The sequence below is a fragment of the Legionella lytica genome (assembly GCF_044626755.1).
GTDB lineage: Bacteria > Pseudomonadota > Gammaproteobacteria > Legionellales > Legionellaceae > Legionella > Legionella lytica_A.
This window is the reverse complement of record NZ_JBGORX010000002.1, coordinates 390,017-407,316: the sequence shown is the minus strand read 5'-3', so window position 1 is coordinate 407,316 and position 17,300 is coordinate 390,017. Positions and strand designations below refer to the sequence as shown.

Below are 17,300 nucleotides of genomic sequence, written 5' to 3'. Positions count from 1 at the left end.
GATATAAAAGGCTATTCCGCAGCCGCGAGTGAAGCAGTAGCGCGAGCATAACGCTTGCCAGGGCGATTACGTAAATAAGTGCGGGTAACTGACTGAAGATTATAAATAAGGATGCATAAGAGCAATAAATGCAACCAGGTAACCGTTAAGTGCATGAATAAAGGAATAGTCACGAAAACTCCCAGACATCCTGCAAGGCTTAATACCAAGGTTTTCTTTAACGGAATTTTATCTTGTTGTAAAAAGACCAGTGTCGTTAGTGGCTGTTGCATGGCTCCAGCGGTGGTCATAATGGGGAAGGCAACCGCAGGAGAAACATTCATCAAAAACAAAACGCCCTGGACCATCACAAATAAACCGACACCGACTGAAGTTAAAGCACCACAAACCATCAAGGCAAAAAAGCCGAGAACTAATTTCCAGGAATAGAGCGCTGTTAATTCGCCACCGATAGGAAGCCAGCGGTACTGATGCGAAATTAATAAAAAGATGATGAGGGAAAAAGCACAGATCATGGCCATACGCACCGCCTGTTTGCTCAAACGACTCATCACAAAACCACCTAATAAACCACCAACACAGGTCCCGGCAACCAAGGTCAACAGTGTGGTCATGTCCACATCAATTAATTGCATGAAAAATAAAGATTCAATCGTTCCAGGAATTACTTGGGCACCATTATTCACCGCGGGCATTTCATCATCACGAAAAGTACCCATTAATTTGGCCAGGGCAATATTCACCGCAAAACTACCTACACCAATGGTATCCGCAATAAAAGCAATGACGCCACTTACCGTAAGCTTCAAATATTGCCCTAAGGAAAGCGGTTCTGCTGGCTGGCGATAAACTTTAACCACCATTACCCCAACACAAATTAAAGTTAGTACTAATATACCCAAGATAATCAAAAAGTTAGTCATTCCATTCCTGATTGAAAAAAGAGAAAAATAAATAAAAAGAGAGCGTTATTATACACTAATATTTGCCTAGCAGACAGCATTTAGTGCAAAAATAAGGCTAGGTGCGTTATAAAATGCCTGGCGTTGGCGCGGTAGTTCTTCCTCCCAGCGTGTCTGCGGGAGCCTGGAGGGCCACGCTAAAATACTACACCCCACAGATAAGCCACGGAGTGTAGAGAGATGAGAGAAAGAGAGGGGTGCACCTAAAGAGCACAAGCGGTGGTTGGAACCCCAACCTGACCAAATACGGTTTTCACCATATTGGTATCGACCGCTAGGTCACGTGCCCCATAAAGTACTCCACAAGCTCCTTGGGTAAAATTAGTGGTGGGTGTCCAATATTTACTGTTGGCAATCACCATCACATGATAGGCTTTTTTAATGCCTACGTTTTTCGCCATTAAATAAAAAGCCTTATTAAACACACCACTGGCCGTATGCACAATAAAACTTTGCTGGTTTTGCGGTCCAGGAATATTCTCCTGAGCAAAACTCACCACATCGTCATAGCTAATCGCGCAATAAGCTCCATTACTTTGTGCCAAATTCTTGTCCATACAATCAGCAGAGCTACCATCTGAAGAGGGATAATCCATGAAGCGCAAGGCCTTACCTAATTCTTCGCGAACAATGGTTTCACCAATTCCCCAGGTGATCACATCCGCGTCCAAATAGACTTTATTATACAATTGTGGCTGTGTTTCCAATAAATAAGCACGAGCAGCCTGACCACCCATATCAGATAAAGACTCATTCAAGGCACCTGATTGGTCATAATACTCGAGATTCGAATGCTGTTCGGTAAATCCATGAGTTACTTCATGGCCGGCTACATCCAAAGACACTAATGGATACATCTCCGCACCATCGCCAAAGGACATGGATTGTCCATCCCAAAAGGCATTATCGTAACTCGCACCAAAATGCACACGCATGACCAATTGACTCGGCGAGCCATCGGGTTTCTGCAAAGCATTTACCCCATACCAATCACGGTACATGTTCACAATAGTATGACCAAAATAATAGGCATCATTGCGAGGTGAAAAAGCACCATTGATGTGCTCTTCTTCGTTATTATTACATTGATAGCTAAACGGGGTAGAAATCATGCCCGCCCAATCCCAGGCAAAATCGAGACTAACTAATTTCACCATAGAGGATTCCATAGTACATACAGCTCCCTCTTGCTGTACTTCTAATGCAGGCAGGCCTTCTTTGCCATACCAATACTCATGAACTTTTTCATTACCACCCGGACCTGTGTCCGCAAAATTCTTAACATTATTCCATTGCTTAAGGAGCTCTCCGCTTTGCGCATCAACTAAAAAAAATGGCCAAGCAGGTTTGCCATTAGTTTCTGTGCTTTTAAAAGAAACCTGATAAACCAGCTTTAAATCCGCCTCGGTCTGCGCACGAATTTGCAACTCAATTTGCTCGGCGTGGATTGGGCTTTGCGAATTAAAATGGAGCCAGGATTTTTTAGCGATGTCGAATGCCTGTTGCTTGCTTAAAGCTGGTTGAGTATTCAGTTGAATGTGCTCTAAAAGCATTCCATTCACTTGAGCATTACTGCTGGTTAAAGCCTTTTGATTGTTGCCGGTACTAATCATCACTTGCGCGCCGACTACCGGAATGCCGTGATATAACTGTTGATAGCGGGTAATAATTTGGGAGTTGTCTTTGCTTTGGTTTACTTCTTGTAAAACAGTATTATTCGAGCTGTCTGGAGTAGCCATATTCATGGCGCGAGCGGCCATTTTTTTTGCCCCTTGCTGCAAAGGCAAATGCTTTAAATTAGTTAACGGGGCATGATATAAATTTACAGTTTCCGTTGCAAAGGCATCGGTAGCACAGCAAACCAATGTGATTCCCAGAAGGTTTTTTAACATAAATCTTCCTTACTAATTACATTTTGAACATAATGCCACAAAAAAGACCCAAACACAATTAAGGATGATGATGTTTAATATTAAATTTATTCCTCTGAGTGCAAGTTTATGTGCCCTCAGCTTGGCCTGCCATGCGGGCGCCGTTGAACGTTATATGCAGCAACAACTGGAAGCAAAGAATAGCGTCAATGCTGTGACAAATGCCCCGCAATACACCTTTCCACAACTTATTGACCATAACAACCCTCAGCAAGGTAGCTTTGCCCAACGTTATTACCTTGATGAACGTTACGCACCAGAAGCTGATGCCCCTGTCTTTTTCTACATTTGTGGTGAAGCCACATGCACCGCCAGCGCACTTAATGGGGCAATCAGGCACTATGCACAAAAATTTCATGCCAAACTCATTGCCTTAGAACATCGTTACTACGGCGCCAGTATTCCGGTGAGCAGCTTATCTGCCAACAACCTCCGCTTTTTAACGACGGAGGCCGCATTAGATGATTTGGCTTATTTTCAACGCCATATCAGCCAGCAAAAAAACTGGACCGGTAAATGGATAGCCTTTGGTGGTTCGTACCCGGGCTCGCTTTCTGCCTACTATCGTTTAAAATTCCCTTATTTAGTGGCGGGTGCTCTAGCCTCTTCGGCGCCCGTGATGGCAAAAGAAGATTTTGTTGAATATGATCAGCATGTTACGGAAGTGGTTGGCCCACACTGTGCCGAACACATGCGCGAGGTAGTGCATGCTGTAGAAGCCCGCATAGATGATGCGAGTCAATTGGCTCCAATGAAAGCACTTTTTGGGGCGAGCGACGTTGATGATCCGCTGGATTTTCTTTACCTAATTGCGGATATCGGTGCCGGCGCGGTGCAATATGGGGAAAAGGATGAATTCTGTGCTAGCCTTTCATCCAGTGCCAATCCATTAATTGGCTATGCAAAAATGGCACATAAACTGTATCAAAGTTCCGGACTTAACGCCGTCGACTTTACCGCACAAGGAGCCATGGATGAAACAGTTAATTCAAATACCCAGGGATTATCGATGCGCCAATGGTATTACCAATCCTGTACGGAATATGGCTACTGGCAAAATGCTCATCCCAATCCGCAATTATCCACCCGTTCGGCCCTAATCAACTTAGATTATCATCACCAGGTATGTAAGCGATTATTTCAGCTGACTCAACCCGCACAAACGTCCAGGCTAAATGCGACCCTATATTATCCATTGATGGATAGTTTAGTGTCTAAAATTTTCTTTACTAATGGCGAGCAAGATCCCTGGTCGACCCTGTCCTTGGCAGAAAAAAATGGCAATGCCGTGAACCCCCATTTAAATTATCAATTAATTCTCGGTGCCGCCCATTGCGATGATTTGCATAGGCCAGCGGAGAATGATTCGCCCTCCTTACAACAAGCACGCCAAACTATGGAGTCCTTGTTAGGTCAATGGCTAGCCAATACTTAGCCCACCGGGTAATACGAGGAGTTGGGCTACATACAACATCTCGTATTACGACTGCGTCTCATATAGGCAACATCCTAAAAGCGGCCTTGGCGAAAATCATCCAATGCTTGCATGACCTCGCCTGGGGTGTTCATGACAAAAGGACCATGACGTGCGATGGGTTCATGTAACTTCGCTGCCGCGATCAGCAAACACCGACTATCTTTTTCAGCAGTTAAAGTGAGCACTTCACCGACGCCCAGCTTCGCTAATCCACCTTGGGGTATCGATTGCTCCCCAATCACAACTGCCCCAGAAATAACTAATAATACCCCCTGATAATCCGCGGAAATATGCTGACGAATGCTACTATCCAGGGGCAGACTAATATCAAAAAATAAAGGAGCCGTTGCAATATCAGTAATTGGTGAGGTGGTTCCTTTATCAGTAGTCCCCGCAAGCACTTTAATTACTGCCCCAGAATCATGATGCTCTAAAGGTAAGTCCGCGCTTTGCAGCTCTTGATAACGAGGCTCACGCATTTTTTCAGCAGCAGGTAAATTTAACCACAGTTGCAGGCCAGTTAAACGCCCATGCTCTGCGGAAGGCATTTCCGAATGTACAATTCCCTTGCCCGCAGTCATCCATTGTACATCTCCAGGACCAATCGTTCCCTTATGCCCCTTATTATCTTCATGAGTAATGCTACCCTCGAGTAAATAGGTTATGGTTTCAAAACCACGATGAGGATGGGGAGGAAACCCTGCCATAAAATCCATAGGATTATTACTGTCAAAATAATCGAGTAAAAGCAAAGGCTCAAATTCATCCGTCCGCTCAATACCGATGTAGCGATGTAACTTAACGCCTGCGCCTTCACGAACCATCATGCCATAAGTTAATCGCTCTACTTTAATATCACGCATGGCGCCACCTCCTAATGAAATCAAAAATCCCGGTTCAAGAGAAAATTGATTTTTATTTGGCTGCCTAATTTAAGCATAGTTCAAAAAAAACGTTTTCCCACCGTGGTATTTTCTAGATGGAGGCAGGGCATACCAAATTCAAGGCCTGCCTTAAACGCTTATCATTAACGAAAAAGGCATCCAAAAAAGTTTGGATGCCTCGTATAGACAGGATAGAAAGAAAGATTATTCTTCGTCATGACAGCTTTTAAATTTCTCTGCCATTTTCTCTTCCATTTTTTTCATCATACCTTGTAATTGCGCTTTTTGCTGATCATTAAGCACTGCATAAATTTGATTTTTAGCAGTAACCTTAGCTTTGATCATATCACCAAGCAGCTTAGTTTTTTTATCAACTAAAGCATTCACCGTAGATTGGTCCATATTTGGTGAAATAACTTGCTCATTGATTTGTTTACTTAAATCGCGCATTTGCTCCCCACTTTGTTGCATGGTGGATTTCATGCCTTCCAAAATAGGTTTAATTTTTTCCTTTTGTGCATCATCTAGCTTTAAAGACCCCAACATTTGCTTCATGCCTTCACCACATGCATTATTTGCAAATGCAGTTGGACAAAGAATTAAAGAAAATGCTAATGCGAGAGTTCCTAAAATTTTCTTGTACATGATTACTTTCCTTAGTTATGTTGAAATCATAGAGAAGTATAGACGCTTATTTGTAAAAAAAAGTACCTGCTTTTAAAAATAGTATTATTTTTTTATAGCGAATTCACTATACTACCTCCATGTTGAAATCCCTGCTACTAAGGTAAATCATGAATTCACTAATAAAAACATTAATCTCTGCTGTCCTATTAATGACGATATCTACAGTAAGTCAAGCCGATGTGCTATTGCGTGATATTCAAGGGCAGGATATTTCTTTTTCCTCCTTAAAAGGAAAATGGGTCCTCATTAATTACTGGGCTGGTTGGTGTAAAACCTGCGTTGAAGAAATCCCCGAACTTAACCGTTTTTACCGCAAGCATGAGCGAGACTCAGTCTTATTTGCCGTAAATTATGATGCGCTGCCACTGGATAAACAACACCGCCTAGTCAGAAAGTTGAACATTCAATACCCCTCTCTACGTTCCGATCCGGCCTTTGCGCTGGGCTTAGGTGATATTACCGGGGTACCAGTTACTTTTGTATTTAATCCCAAAGGAGAGCTAGTGAATACGCTCTATGGTGGTCAAGATGTTAGAGCCTTAGAAGACGCGATGGCGGGTTAAGCTAATCAAATAAAGAGATTTGATAATACGGCTCCTCTTCTAGGGGTTGTTGTTGAAAATGCACCCCTAAACCCAACAAGCGAATGGGTTTAGGATGCTGTAAGCTAATTCGCTGAAATAATTCCAGGTAATATTCCAACGTAGGCTGAGTGCTTTTAATCTCTGCCGATAGAACTTTAAAATCATTGGTTTTAATTTTTATGAATTGATTTTTTATAAATAAATCAGCGGCATATTTTTGAATACGTAAAATTAAATCTTCATATAATTCACGAATAATAGCTATTGCTCGCTCAGATTCAACGACATCATGCAGCAAGGTTTTTTCCACGCTCAAGGATTTACGAACCCGATTCGGCTGCACCGGACGATTATCAATTCCGCGCACTTGATAATACAATTGCTGGCCAAACTTACCAAAATGATCCATTAAAAAGGGCAAGGAATATTGATAGAGATCCTCGCAGGTAAAAATATTTAAGTTGTGTAGTTTTTGTGCCGTTACTTTACCGACCCCAAATAATTTATCAATCGCTAAAGTTTTAACAAAATCATTTACTTGTTCCGGGGTAATCACAAACAAACCATTGGGTTTATGCCAGGCGCTGGCAATTTTGGCTAAAAATTTATTGGGAGCAACGCCTGCAGATGCAGTTAATCCATGTTCTTGAAAAATAGCCTGGCGAATCGCTTGAGCCATCCGGGTAGCACTGTTTTGATAATCCGGAGAATGGGTGACATCAAGAAAGGCTTCATCTAAGGACAAGGGTTCCACTAAATCGGTGAAACGATGAAAAATGGCATTAATCGACTGCGATACCTCCCGATATTTAGGCATATTTACCGGCAACACGATTAAATTAGGGCATAAACGCTGTGCTCTTGCCGTAGGCATGGCCGAACGCACCCCATAGTCCCGGGCAAGGTAATTACAGGTACATAAAACCCCACGTTGATTCGCCAAGCCCCCAACCGCTATGGGTTTATCGCGTAACAAGGGATTATCTCTCATTTCAATAGCCGCATAAAAGCAATCCATATCCACATGAATTATTTTGCGTAGTGTTGACGTTACTGCATCAATTGTTGTGTTCATAATGATTAGATAAATCCACTTGTTTAACACTATGGCCAAAAAGAAGCTATATTTAATACAAATTGCTCGTCTTATATAATTATAAGTTAAGGATAATTTGCATGTGTGAAGAAAGTAAAAACTGTTTATGTCATAAAATTAAAGAGTGTATTATAAAGGATAAAAAGGGAATTTTTTTAAGCTTTTTTACAGTACGAAAAATGAATGAGCTCTATTTATTTTTAAAAGACAGCTATCCACTGACAGACCCTAAATTTAATGATAAAAAATTTGATGAGCATCTGCACACTCTGGTGCGCACCTACATTAAACCGAATAAGGGTGACGATCCTGGTTTAGTAATTAATGTCAATCGCGAAGAAATTAAAAAGAAATTCCGCAGTACCTATCGAAAATATCAAAACCAAGAGCGTGATAAAACCCAAGTGCTAGAACGCCTCATGCACTTAATACATGATATTGAAAAACTAACATATAACAATTTAGAAGATAATCCCGAGTTTATGGCGCAACTACAAAAGGGAGCGAAATTACGTAGGTCAAGTTCTTTGAGATTACCCAGATTTTTAGTACACAAAAAATCGCCGGCCAATGAGGCACAAACTCACGAAGGCCAAGCAGAAAGCTCTAGCTCCAGCGCCCCCACTCCTTAATTTGCTCCCAATGCTCGCGGCTTGTCCGCGAGGCCCCGCAGCTGCTCGCAAAAACCCCATTAGATCTCGGACTCAGATTAAAACTAAAACTGGAAAAGAGGAAACCTATGGTCTATAGTCGATTACGTGCTGTTCAAAATTAGGACAGAAAATAGAATGAAATCTTCTCTCCGATTATTCTTTAAAAAATTCTCTCCGGCCCATGTGCCTTTTATCATGTTGCTATTCATCAGCATTAGTTCCAGTATGCTACCGACGCTATTAGGCGCTATTTTTTTACATCAGAGTGGTTTTTTATCCGATGTAAGTCAAAATACTAAACTTAATATCTACGGTCTGACCCTGGGTGCTTATTTTATCGGTGCCACCGTGGGTGGATTAATCTGTGGGTATTTGGCGGACCGCTATGGCGAGAAAAAAACTCTGTTCTTCTTCTTTCTAGGGGCTATTATCGCAACCAGCCTGGGCATATATAGTCTTATCGCCATTAATTTAAGTCTCTTTATTCTCAGTAAAACCTTAGAAGGCTTTACGCTTGGACGCGTCGCCATCATGTCTTTACTGTCACACATTAAAGAGTCAAAAACAGAAATCTTTAGGAAAACAGAAATCATGAATGCTGGGGGTTTGTTTATTGGGCCAGTCATTTGTGGATTTTTAATTAATTTTACCGACAAGGTCCCTCTTTATTATTTTGCCGCGCCCTTGTTTTTGATCCTGGCCATGAAAATTATGAATTTTCTCTTGGTCGGCCCTTTAGAACCCGTTGCCGATAAATCTCCACCAACAGCTCCCTCCTTCGGAGGGAAAAAAACTTATAGTCATATTGTTTTTAAAGAATTTTTCCTTTATCAGCTCGCATGGTATTTTTATTTTCTTGCCATCGTTCCTTTTGCCATGGTAAGGCTGGGCTTTACTAGTTATCAAATTGGGCTTTTGTTTTCTTCGATGGTCGTTTTTTATATGCTTGCCTTGAACCTTACCAATAAAATACCGAGTACGAAATTTGAGGGTTTAGCACTGAAAAAACTCTCCGTATGCACCATTATTGCTTCATTATTTTATGTCGCTTTTTTTGGCAATAACGTCAGCTTTATTCTAGGAAATGCATGCATTATTTTTGCAGCTTCCGTATTAATGCCTTGGTACTTATCAACCATGTCGAAACTGGCTTCAGAAATGAATCACGGGGTCATTATGGGACTACAATCCAGTATTATTTGCGTCTCTGCCGCGGTGGCGAGTTTCTTTTCGGGTCCCTTATTGAGCTTATCAATAAACCTCCCTTTCTATATTGGGATGTTACTCATGCTGATACTTTACTACTTTTTTTGCTATCAACATACGTCCGAGTTAACAAGACTCCCACAAGATCAATAAAGAATTCTCGAGAATAGAAATATTTTACTTCTTTTTATTAGCTACGGTTTATTATGGTGGATCACTTAAAAATAAGCGTTGTTTTTGTGCCTGCGTGATGCGAATTTTAACCAGCCAATAACCCTCATCACTAATAGACTCTTTTAAAATCGCCCCAAGCTCATAGAGCTGAGCGCGCAATTTAGCTTGTGTGGGTTTTAAAAGAATATCTTCAATCAAGATGGTTCCATGCAACTGGGTACTAATGGCCTCTTTTAATAAATCCAAACCTTGATTCGCTGCGGCAGAGATCCATACCTTACACCATTCCTGGTTGCAATCAATTTTAGGAACCCAATCCTCTTTCAAATCAATTTTATTAAACACATGAATGACAGGGACCTCTAATACCCCCAACTCATCCAAAACTTGCTCCACCGAAGATACGGTGTCGCGCCAGTGCGGATCGGAAATATCAATAACGTGCAGTAATAAATCCGCCTGTTGGGTTTCTTCCAAAGTAGCGCGAAAAGCTTCTACTAAATGGTGGGGTAAATCACGGATAAAACCGACTGTATCCGTCAAAATAACCGAAGAGGAGCCTGGTAAACTTAATTGCCGCATAGTCGGATCGAGGGTCGCAAATAATTGATCGGCGACATAAATACGTTCCCCGGTTAAGGCATTAAATAAGGTGGATTTACCCGCATTAGTATAGCCCACCAAAGAAACCGTGGGCATGGAAGCCTTGCGGCGAGCTTGTCGGTTTTGATCTCGACTGCAACGTACTTTCTCTAGACGTTTATTAATGTATTTTATCCGCTCACGTAATAAGCGTCGGTCCGTTTCCAACTGGGTTTCACCGGGGCCACGCAAGCCAATACCGCCCTTTTGGCGTTCCAAATGGGTCCAACCACGGATTAAGCGGGTAGATAAGTGTTGTAATTGCGCCAACTCAACCTGTAATTTACCTTCAAAGGTACGGGCACGTTGGGCAAAAATATCGAGAATAAGACCACTACGGTCTACCACCCGGCATTCCAGCAAACGCTCTAAATTGCGCTCTTGTGAGGGAGATAATTCATGATTGACCAAGACTAATTCGGCATCCAAGGCTTTTACCAACTGTGCAAGCTCTTCTGCTTTACCTTTACCAATATAATATTTGGCGTCAGGTGTCGCACGCGTGCCTAAAACACAATCCAGTATTTCAGCCTGCGCTGAACATGCCAATTCTTCAAATTCTTGTAATGCCTTTTCAGCATCAACCCCAGGTAGCCCCAATTGCACGAGGATCGCTCGCTCACCACCTTGCGGACGTTCAAACAAAACTTATTCTCCGACAAAAAAGGCCAACTAACCTAAAAAAAGCGAGGAATATTTAGGGCAAACCCAGTGCTTTTTTTAGGATAAATTGAGAGGTCCCAATTTATGTTGTTAAAAATGCCTAGTCTGCCACAGTTCCCTCGCTTCCACCATCCTCGGTAGGAACTTTTACCGCTCGTGATGGTACTACTGTAGATATAGCATGTTTATAAACCATTTGGGTGATGGAGTTCTTTAACATCACGACATACTGATCAAAAGAATCCACAACGCCATGTAATTTAATTCCATTGACTAAGAAAATGGAAACAGGCACCTTTTCTTTACGCAACTCATTTAAAAAGGGGTCTTGTAATAAATGATTTTTAGACATTGCCCACTCCTTGTTGTTATTGTAATTTTAAAAGGCAAAACGTGCATCTAATAACTTATTCGACATTTTCTCAGAAAACTTTAGCTTAAATTCATGACAGCTGTAATTTATTCCGTTACTATAGCTGTACAAATTTAAATCTTGGTTTTTTGGGAGATTTAAATGCTTGATGCACCTGCGATCTAAACCACATAAACCTATGTTTTATAAGTTTAGACATAGTTTTAATTTATCGCCAAAGAACTTTAAAATACTTGGGGTTTTATTAGCCCTGGTTGCAACACCGTAGCGATGTAGGAATCTTTCCAACCATTAACATTAAGGAGATTTAAATGACCTATAGTCGTGTTGAGTTTTTAGAACATAAACAGCCTTATGAACTATTTAATGATGTCGATGCGGGAGACATCTTTGCCGAACATCAAGAGATATTAGATAGCGAACTGTCAGAAGATGAACAGTTAGAGTTTGCCGTTAAGATAGTAAGAGGTTGCCCACAAGATAAGTTACCCGAGTTGAAAAAAGCAGCTCAAACATTAGACTCACCAGTACAAGATAATACCTGTTTTTATTTGGTACTTAATGATGCCTTACAGGTTAAAATACGTCTTCTTAACATCCTGGATAGCAGAAATAGCAGGCCGCATACATTTCTATTAGAAAAACCTACTTATGTCCTACTGCAACGCTTTAATGATTTAGCTTGCGAAGTATTAGAAAAAAATGAAATAGCCATTGCCGAGCGTTTGGCATTATTAACACCAGATGAGCATCGAAGCCAATTAGCCAAAACCATCCATAACATTTTTCCAGAAAGCACCTTGGCTGCGGAAGTCAACGCCGCTTTTGCCTTTAAACGTAATATAAAGCACTTACTCGGTGAGACACCGGAAGTATTTTTTACCGATCGTGAGTTTAGTCGAGATAACTGTCTCAAATATTCCGCCATGCTCGCCCAGCATATAGCCGGACACGAGGAAGAAATTGGTGGTAAATTAGCGAAAACAGACAGTGTCGTACGCTATGAGGTTCGTCATAAATTAGCACTCTTAACTTCATCAGTGTTTAATAAAGCGGATCCAATTCATCTTATTGCTAAGGAAATGAATGCCAATCGTATTTCTATTGGTACGAACAGCAACAGCCTCTACGGCACCCCATTAGCATCGCCATCTGCATCAACCACACCCAGTGTAACCCCCTCCGAAGACAGCCTAAGTAATAGCAACAGCCTATGATTTATTTTTTTAGCCCTATTTTTAAACTTCTTTGCCCTTACATTGTAAGGGCTTCTTATGATCCATAACCCCAGTAGTAGGAGTATTTGCATGACCGATAAGTTAGCAGTAGGACTCGTCCAAGAAAAATGGCACGAGAATCCTAAAGAACACCAAGACAAGCTAGAAGCAGGAATTCAAGCTGCGGCCCAACAAGGCGCCCGCGTCGTTTGCCTCCAAGAACTAACTCTAAGCCCCTATTTTTGTACGCGCTCTGATGTCGATGGCAAGCCTTATATGGAGGACATTCATACTGGCCCTACGACTCAATTTGTCAGCAAAGTAGCTAAAGCCTATAATGTTGCCATTACCTCCTCCTTATTTGAAAAAGCCGGCTATAACACTGCTGTAGCTTATGATAATCAAGGCGAGCTTATTGCCATTACCCGTAAACAACACATTCCCAGCGGTGAAAAATACCACGAAGATTTTTACTTCAAACCCGGGGATTCTGACTATCCAGTGCATGAAATTGCAGAGCACCGCTGGGGCTTACCAACCTGTTATGATCAATGGTTCCCTGAGTTATCGCGTATTTATGGCTTAAAAGGTGCAGAAATATTAACATATCCTACCGCAATTGGTGGCGAGCCCACTGCTCCTGGTTTTGACAGCCAACCCATGTGGCAGAAAGTAATGATCGCTCAAGGAATCATGAGCAATACCTTTGTCATCGCCACCAACCGCATTGGCTGTGAAGATGGTCTCGAGTTTTACGGCAGCAGCTTTATAAGTACCCCGATGGGGGAAATTTTAGCGCAAGCACCACGTAATCAACCTGCGGTACTGGTTGCGGAATTAGATTTTAGCCAACGAGCATTATGGGGACGCCTCTTTCCTTTTGCGCAGCAACGTGAACCTGAAACCTATCAACAACTCATTAAAATTCGTTAATTTTTTTTGGAATTTCAAACCATATGAACAACAATTCATTCACTGAAACAAATTTATATAATATTGAAAACTGGGGTGAGGGATACTTCAGTGTCAATTCCAAAGGGAATATTGAAATAAGCCAAGCTCCTGGGAAAAAAGGGGTGGAGCTCCAAGCCATTGTGGATGCCGCTCGTCGTACCGGACTACATTTGCCTTTATTAATTCGTTGTACCGATATATTGCATGATCGCGTACATCGCATCTATCAAGCCTTTGCAGATGCCATCACCGAAAATAATTATACCGGCTCCTATAAATTGGTTTATCCCATTAAAGTAAACCAAGAGCAAAGTGTAGTCAGAGAATTATTAAAATCCCCCAATAATACTATCGGCTTAGAGGCGGGTTCAAAACCTGAGCTGATGGCAGTAATTGGCATGCTCAGCAATCAATCCAACACCATTGTCTGTAATGGTTATAAAGACAGTAGCTATATTCGCACTGCATTAATCGCACAACAAATGGGACATCAGGTCTTTATTGTTATTGAAAAGAAGTCTGAGCTGGATATCATTTTAAAAGAATCCGCTCGCTTACAAATCAAACCCAGTCTTGGGGTACGTATTCGCCTGGTGAGTAAAAGTGCAGGTAAATGGGAAAATAGCGGAGGCTCAAAATCCAAATTTGGTCTTAATGCCAAACAAGTGCTGGAATTAATTGCCCAATTAAAAGCGAATAATATGTTGGATTGCTTGCAATTAATGCACTGCCATTTAGGCTCACAAATTGCCAATATTCACGATATTCGCCATTGCATGCAAGAAGTAGCACGTTACTACGTCGAACTACGTCAATTAAATGCACCCATTAATACCGTTGATGTGGGTGGTGGACTGAGTGTGGATTATGAAGGAACGCGCTCCAATAAAGGTTGTTCGATGAATTACAACCTCAATGAATATGCAACGCATATTTTACTGGCCATTAAACACCTGTGTCAGGAAGCCAAAATTCCCGAACCTAATATCATTTCCGAATCAGGTAGAGCCTTAACTGCGCATCATGCCGTGGTTATTGCGGACATTTCAGACATAGAAATGGTTAATAAATCGCCGCTATTACCTGGTGTTGAAGAAGAAGAATCCCATGTAATTCGCGATATTTATGATACCTATCAGGCAATAACCAACAGCTCACCAATCGAAATATACAACTATGCAGTACATTCCCTGCACGAAGCCCATTCCCTATTTAAACATGGGGTAATTAGCATGCAGGAGAAGGCAAAGGTTGAATCTTTTTATACCAATATTTGCATGGAACTCAAGGAACGCTTAACAGAGGATAATCCCAGTGAGCAAGCCTTGTTAGTAAAAATCAATGAAGATATGGCGGTAAAAATATTTTGTAATATTTCCTTTTTCCAATCCATTCCCGACGCTTGGGCGATTGGGCAAATATTCCCCATCACACCCATTTCGCAACTGAACGTAGCCCCTGAAATGCACTGTATCTTACAAGATTTAACGTGTGATTCGGATGGTACGATTAAAGAGTATTTAGGTAGCGCCCGGGTAAATTCAACCTTAAAGCTACCACCTTATGACAGCAATAATCCCTATGCACTAGGATTTTTCTTAGTGGGCGCCTACCAAGAAATATTAGGTAACTTGCATAATTTATTTGGGGATACTAATTCATTAGACGTCGAGCTCTTTGATGATGGCAGCTTTGAATTAAATGATTTAGTTAGTGGAGATACGGTTACTAACGTATTGAACTTGGCTCATTTTGATACGAAAAAGTTGAGTCAATCCTACGAAAAACAACTTATCCAAGCAGGCTTATCTCGAGAAAAAACCTTATTTTATTTGAACGAACTAAGAAGTGTTTTTTCTCAGCTAACCTATCTTGATGCAGAGCATACGGAGTAACAAATAATGACACCCAAACAAAGTGGTTTTTTTATGCCCGCTGAGTGGCACCCACACGAGCAATGTTGGATGGCTTGGCCCTGTCACCTAGAAACTTGGTCAAAAATAGGCTTAGATAAGGCACGTAAAGCCTATGCACTGGTAGCCAATTCCATTGCCCAATATGAACCAGTAACCATGCTGGTAAATCCCGGAGATGAGGACTTAGCAAAAGAGTTATGTGGCGATAACATAAGCATTCAAACTTTGCCAATTAATGATTCCTGGACTCGTGATACCGGACCAACTTTTTTATTGAATAAGGAACAAAAATTAGCAGGGGTCAACTGGATTCATAATGCTTGGGGTGGAAACTACGCAGATTGTGCTTTGGATAATGAAATCTCTGCTGCGATCATTAGTAAAACCAAGGCCTTATCTTTTTCTGCTCCTTTGGTGATGGAAGGAGGCTCCTTTCACGTGGATGGCGAAGGCACTGTTTTAACCAGCCGTGAATGCTTGCTTAACCAAAATCGCAATCCCCACCTTAGCCAACAAGAAATCGAACATTATCTGTTTGATTTCCTTGGCGCGAAGCACATCATTTGGTTGAACAAAGGGTTATTAGGTGATGAAACCGATGGTCATATCGATGAAATAGCTTGCTTTATTGCCCCAGGAAAAGCTCTGTGCCTAATCACTCACGATAAAGAAGATCCCAATTATGCGACGCTGCAGGAAAACCTGGCAATTCTTAATGCGGCAACGGATGCGCAGGGGCGCAAATTAGAGGTTTATACCGTCGAACAACCCCCGGCAACATACATGCATGGTGAACGCCTGACTTTATCCTATATCAACTTTTATTTGGCCGATAAGGGTATAGTTATGCCCGCGTTTGGCTATGAAGCTCAGGATAAAGCAGCTTATGAGTTATTCACGAAGCTCTATCCCAATCATCATATAAGCCAAATCGATGCCTTGGATGTGTTTGCTGGCGGTGGCGGTATTCACTGCATCACGCAACAACAGCCTAAATCAGCATAACTTCTGCTGGGCTTTTGCGCCCAGCGTAAACGACAATTAACTCTCCCCGAGGAGACAAGACAATATCCCATGTTCTTTGAGAAATATCTTACATTGCGCTGCTCCAACGGCCCAATGACAATAAACACAGACCGGTTATACTTAAAGCTCAAAGGGATGACATGGATATGTCTGACAGGATGTCAAAACTAAAGGGACAAGTACATGGATTGTACTTCGCTGCATGGAGGCAGCACTCCTCCCCCTTCCTACCGTGCATAAGAACCCAATTGAGCCAAACGCTTGGCAATTACTAACTGAATATTATCGCGAGCTTTAGGCGGAAAATATTGATAGGCGTCAAAAAAATCATGTGCATTAATTGACAGAAACTTACATGGCGTAAGGGTGCTGACACGTGCCGTTCTGGGGATACGTCGCAAGATGGCGATTTCCCCGAAGACATCTCCAGGTCCTAAGGTATTTACCCGTCTGCGCCCTACATTAATATCTTTCACTGAAACCAACATCTGGCCCTCAATAACAATATAAAGCTTATCCCCTATTTCCCCCTGCTCAATGATAATTTCTTCCGCAGCGCAACGGGTAACTATACTTTTATCAGCCAGCATTTTTTGTTCCACAATTCCTATGCCAGAAAAAATATGCGCGTTATAAATAGCCTTAATTACATCAGACTGTCCTGAACCGGCGAAATCCATAAACACCACCCTTAACTTATTAATATGTTTCTGTTTTTCTATTAGTTTAGCCTATTTTTTTAATAGTAGAGATTAATTTATTTAATCAGGAGAAGACCCTAGTTCAACTTTATTTTATTGCATCAAATTATTAAACCCGTGGAATTATTCTTAGTAGTAATGAATAGATTAGTGT

16 protein-coding genes are annotated in these 17,300 nt (G+C 41.6%); 8 read left to right on the top strand and 8 right to left on the bottom strand.

Features of this window, described 5'->3' with window-relative positions; all coding sequences use genetic code 11:
- Positions 1-11: 11 nt before the first annotated feature.
- Positions 12-923: a sulfite exporter TauE/SafE family protein gene (locus ACD661_RS09085; RefSeq protein WP_400187545.1), complete on the bottom strand. Its 912-nt coding sequence runs from the start codon at positions 921-923 to the stop codon at positions 12-14.
- Between the two features lie 242 nt (positions 924-1,165).
- Positions 1,166-2,854 carry a M4 family metallopeptidase gene (locus tag ACD661_RS09080; protein ID WP_400187544.1) on the bottom strand — a complete coding sequence of 563 codons (1,689 nt, stop codon included), beginning with the start codon at positions 2,852-2,854 and terminating at the stop codon, positions 1,166-1,168.
- A gap of 70 nt (positions 2,855-2,924) precedes the next feature.
- On the opposite strand from ACD661_RS09080, the gene ACD661_RS09075 reads away from it, so the two are divergent.
- A complete protein-coding gene (locus ACD661_RS09075; RefSeq protein WP_400187543.1) occupies positions 2,925-4,328 on the top strand; it encodes a S28 family serine protease in 1,404 nt (467 codons plus the stop codon).
- Positions 4,329-4,402: 74 nt separating this feature from the next.
- Here ACD661_RS09075 and ACD661_RS09070 read toward each other — a convergent pair whose 3' ends face one another.
- Positions 4,403-5,233: a pirin family protein gene (locus ACD661_RS09070; protein ID WP_400187542.1), complete on the bottom strand. Its 831-nt coding sequence runs from the start codon at positions 5,231-5,233 to the stop codon at positions 4,403-4,405.
- A 225-nt stretch (positions 5,234-5,458) separates the two neighbouring features.
- A complete protein-coding gene (locus tag ACD661_RS09065; protein WP_400187541.1) occupies positions 5,459-5,899 on the bottom strand; it encodes a Spy/CpxP family protein refolding chaperone in 441 nt (146 codons plus the stop codon).
- A gap of 149 nt (positions 5,900-6,048) precedes the next feature.
- Here ACD661_RS09065 and ACD661_RS09060 point away from each other — a divergent pair, with 149 nt between their 5' ends.
- Complete coding sequence (locus ACD661_RS09060; protein ID WP_400187540.1) at positions 6,049-6,504, top strand: TlpA disulfide reductase family protein; 456 nt, start codon at positions 6,049-6,051, stop codon at positions 6,502-6,504.
- A 1-nt stretch (position 6,505) separates the two neighbouring features.
- On the opposite strand, the gene dinB is transcribed toward ACD661_RS09060, so the two are convergent.
- Entirely contained in the window at positions 6,506-7,600 is a 1,095-nt protein-coding gene (gene dinB, locus ACD661_RS09055) for a DNA polymerase IV (protein WP_400187539.1), read from the bottom strand.
- A gap of 101 nt (positions 7,601-7,701) precedes the next feature.
- On the opposite strand from dinB, the gene ACD661_RS09050 reads away from it, so the two are divergent.
- Together ACD661_RS09050 and ACD661_RS09045 are read left to right on the top strand one after the other, a co-directional pair.
- A complete protein-coding gene (locus tag ACD661_RS09050; protein ID WP_400187538.1) occupies positions 7,702-8,253 on the top strand; it encodes a hypothetical protein in 552 nt (183 codons plus the stop codon).
- A 156-nt stretch (positions 8,254-8,409) separates the two neighbouring features.
- Positions 8,410-9,633, top strand: coding sequence for an MFS transporter (locus ACD661_RS09045; RefSeq protein ID WP_400187537.1), 1,224 nt, complete (start codon positions 8,410-8,412; stop codon positions 9,631-9,633).
- Between the two features lie 51 nt (positions 9,634-9,684).
- Here ACD661_RS09045 and hflX read toward each other — a convergent pair whose 3' ends face one another.
- On the bottom strand, positions 9,685-10,941 hold the full coding sequence (gene hflX / locus ACD661_RS09040; protein ID WP_400187536.1) for a ribosome rescue GTPase HflX: 1,257 nt from the start codon (positions 10,939-10,941) through the stop codon (positions 9,685-9,687).
- Between the two features lie 118 nt (positions 10,942-11,059).
- Positions 11,060-11,311, bottom strand: coding sequence for an RNA chaperone Hfq (gene hfq, locus ACD661_RS09035; RefSeq protein ID WP_400187535.1), 252 nt, complete (start codon positions 11,309-11,311; stop codon positions 11,060-11,062).
- Positions 11,312-11,643: 332 nt separating this feature from the next.
- On the opposite strand from hfq, the gene ACD661_RS09030 reads away from it, so the two are divergent.
- From ACD661_RS09030 to ACD661_RS09015, 4 genes are all read left to right on the top strand, one after another.
- Entirely contained in the window at positions 11,644-12,549 is a 906-nt protein-coding gene (locus tag ACD661_RS09030) for a hypothetical protein (RefSeq protein WP_400187534.1), read from the top strand.
- A gap of 90 nt (positions 12,550-12,639) precedes the next feature.
- Positions 12,640-13,482, top strand: coding sequence for a carbon-nitrogen hydrolase (locus ACD661_RS09025; RefSeq protein WP_400187533.1), 843 nt, complete (start codon positions 12,640-12,642; stop codon positions 13,480-13,482).
- A 23-nt stretch (positions 13,483-13,505) separates the two neighbouring features.
- The gene (speA, locus tag ACD661_RS09020) at positions 13,506-15,398 is read left to right on the top strand and encodes a biosynthetic arginine decarboxylase (RefSeq protein ID WP_400187532.1); all 1,893 of its coding nucleotides are present in this window, start codon (positions 13,506-13,508) and stop codon (positions 15,396-15,398) included.
- A 6-nt stretch (positions 15,399-15,404) separates the two neighbouring features.
- A complete protein-coding gene (locus ACD661_RS09015) occupies positions 15,405-16,424 on the top strand; it encodes an agmatine deiminase family protein (RefSeq protein ID WP_400187531.1) in 1,020 nt (339 codons plus the stop codon).
- 248 nt (positions 16,425-16,672) lie between these two features.
- On the opposite strand, the gene ACD661_RS09010 is transcribed toward ACD661_RS09015, so the two are convergent.
- On the bottom strand, positions 16,673-17,125 hold the full coding sequence (locus ACD661_RS09010; RefSeq protein ID WP_400187530.1) for a cyclic nucleotide-binding domain-containing protein: 453 nt from the start codon (positions 17,123-17,125) through the stop codon (positions 16,673-16,675).
- Between the last annotated feature and the right edge of the window lie 175 nt (positions 17,126-17,300).

Coding starts and splice junctions, on each gene's coding strand:
- ACD661_RS09085 (WP_400187545.1), bottom strand. CDS start 923: ATGACTAACTTTTTGATTATCTTGGGTATATTAGTACTAACTTTAATT.
- ACD661_RS09080 (WP_400187544.1), bottom strand. CDS start 2,854: ATGTTAAAAAACCTTCTGGGAATCACATTGGTTTGCTGTGCTACCGAT.
- ACD661_RS09075 (WP_400187543.1), top strand. CDS start 2,925: ATGTTTAATATTAAATTTATTCCTCTGAGTGCAAGTTTATGTGCCCTC.
- ACD661_RS09070 (WP_400187542.1), bottom strand. CDS start 5,233: ATGCGTGATATTAAAGTAGAGCGATTAACTTATGGCATGATGGTTCGT.
- ACD661_RS09065 (WP_400187541.1), bottom strand. CDS start 5,899: ATGTACAAGAAAATTTTAGGAACTCTCGCATTAGCATTTTCTTTAATT.
- ACD661_RS09060 (WP_400187540.1), top strand. CDS start 6,049: ATGAATTCACTAATAAAAACATTAATCTCTGCTGTCCTATTAATGACG.
- dinB (WP_400187539.1), bottom strand. CDS start 7,600: ATGAACACAACAATTGATGCAGTAACGTCAACACTACGCAAAATAATT.
- ACD661_RS09050 (WP_400187538.1), top strand. CDS start 7,702: ATGTGTGAAGAAAGTAAAAACTGTTTATGTCATAAAATTAAAGAGTGT.
- ACD661_RS09045 (WP_400187537.1), top strand. CDS start 8,410: ATGAAATCTTCTCTCCGATTATTCTTTAAAAAATTCTCTCCGGCCCAT.
- hfq (WP_400187535.1), bottom strand. CDS start 11,311: ATGTCTAAAAATCATTTATTACAAGACCCCTTTTTAAATGAGTTGCGT.
- ACD661_RS09030 (WP_400187534.1), top strand. CDS start 11,644: ATGACCTATAGTCGTGTTGAGTTTTTAGAACATAAACAGCCTTATGAA.
- ACD661_RS09025 (WP_400187533.1), top strand. CDS start 12,640: ATGACCGATAAGTTAGCAGTAGGACTCGTCCAAGAAAAATGGCACGAG.
- speA (WP_400187532.1), top strand. CDS start 13,506: ATGAACAACAATTCATTCACTGAAACAAATTTATATAATATTGAAAAC.
- ACD661_RS09015 (WP_400187531.1), top strand. CDS start 15,405: ATGACACCCAAACAAAGTGGTTTTTTTATGCCCGCTGAGTGGCACCCA.
- ACD661_RS09010 (WP_400187530.1), bottom strand. CDS start 17,125: ATGGATTTCGCCGGTTCAGGACAGTCTGATGTAATTAAGGCTATTTAT.